The sequence below is a fragment of the Actinosynnema sp. NPDC059335 genome, from assembly GCF_042752395.1.
Taxonomy (GTDB): Bacteria; Actinomycetota; Actinomycetes; order Mycobacteriales; family Pseudonocardiaceae; genus Actinosynnema.
In genome coordinates this window covers 1-1,718 of record NZ_JBHYXZ010000235.1, presented here as the reverse complement: position 1 = coordinate 1,718, position 1,718 = coordinate 1, and the positions used below count along the sequence as shown (strand labels likewise).

Here is a 1,718-nt window from a genome sequence, read left to right as displayed (position 1 = left end):
CAACAACCCCCCCCACCCCCCCAACCCCAGATACGGTTGTGTCTGGGGGGCTCGGATTTGTTTATAAGACACAGCGGCCGGACCACGTCCGCGGGTTACGCCCGCACCCAGCGCTGGTTCGCGCCGCCGTGGCAGTTCCACACGACCACCGCGGACCCGTTGGCGGTGGCGGCGCCGCTGACGTCCAGGCACAGCCCGCTCTGCGCGTTGCTGATCGTGCCGTTGGCGTTGAGCGCCCACTGCTGGTTCGCGCCGCCCTGGCAGTCCCAGATCCGCACCCGCGTGCCGGCGGCGGCGCCGCTGGGCACGTCCAGGCACTTGCCCAGCACCCGCAGAGTCTGCCCGTTCAGGCTGAACTGCTGGTTCGCGCCCGAGTTGCAGTCCCAGACGATCATCGGGGTGCCGTTCGCCGAGTTCGCGCCGTTGACGTCCAGGCAGCGGCCGCTGGCCTCGCCGCGCAGCCGGAACGTGGTCGGGGCCGGCGGCTGCTCACCGGTGAAGAACTTCCACACCTCGCCCTTGACCCAGCTCCGCGCGCCGCTCTCGCAGCCCGCGCAGCCGTCCACGGGGCCCTGCTGGTGACCGCCGTCGAAGGCGGCCCACACGACCGGGTACCCGCTGCGGCACCCCGAGTAGGTGGTGCTGATGTGCGTGTTGCTGCCGCGCGCGGGCTCGGGCGCGTTCTGCGCCGTGCAGCCGTTGTTCCGGACGAACCTGTCCCGCAGCGACCGGCCCGCCCCGATGTTGTCGGAGATGCCGTGGATGCCCATGTACGCCACCGGCTGCGTGCCGCCGCTGCACCCGCTGATCTCGCCGGGCGCGGCGATGGCGGCGACCGCGCGGAACGCGGTGGGCCGCGAGCACGCGAGCGAGTAGCTCATGGCCCCGCCGTAGCTGAAGCCCAGGGCGAAGCGCTGCGTCGTGTCGACGCACAGGTCGTCCTCGATCCGCCGGATCATGTCGTCGACGAACGTGACGTCCTCGCCGCCGGAGTTCGCCCAGCCGTTGCCGATGCCCTGGGGCGCGACGAAGATCGCGGTGTTGTTCGCCAGCCGGCGCAGCCCGTAGTGCGCGTAGACGTCGCCGTCGCTGCCGCCCGAGGCGACGTCGTTGGCGGTGCCGCCCCACCAGTGGAACCCGAAGATCAGCCGGTGCTGGTAGGTGTTGTTGTAGTTGTCCGGGATGCTGAGGATGAAGCTGCGCGACTTGCCGCCGCTCTGGATCGTGTGCGTGCCGCTGCGCAGGGTGGGCGTCTTGCCGCACCCCGGGGTCGCGGCGGCGGTGACGACGTCGGGGGCCGCGGCCGCGGGTGCGGGCTGCGCGCCGGCGACGTCGGCGCCGCCCAGGAGCAGTGCGGCGGCGGCGCCTATCAGGGCCCAACGCCGGCGGGGGCGATCGTTGTGGGACACGGGTGTGCATCCGTTCTGTGATGGGGTGGGGAAGTGGCGGCGAGTCGGCGGTCCGCACGGGGCGCGCGGATGCGGGGAGCCGGCCGGGAAGCGCTTACCGCGGGTGCGGCGAAGAGGTCGCACGCCGGGCGCGGGGCCGGTGCGTCACCCGATCCGGTGACGCCGATGTGTCCGACTCATTCGCGGTTGCCGGCGGCGGTCGCCGCGGGCGCCGGGACGGCACGGCGCGATCCGGGCGGCACGGGGGGTGGGGCCGGGGGGCGGCCATGGGGCCCCGCCCGGCCCGTTAGCGAGAAGAGGTGGTGGCCG

1 protein-coding gene is annotated in these 1,718 nt (G+C 73.3%); it reads right to left on the bottom strand.

Going from position 1 to position 1,718, the window contains the following annotated elements:
• Positions 1–95: 95 nt before the first annotated feature.
• Positions 96–1,409: a ricin-type beta-trefoil lectin domain protein gene (locus tag ACFXGA_RS38085; RefSeq protein ID WP_378097363.1), complete on the bottom strand. Its 1,314-nt coding sequence runs from the start codon at positions 1,407–1,409 to the stop codon at positions 96–98.
• Positions 1,410–1,718 lie beyond the last annotated feature (309 nt).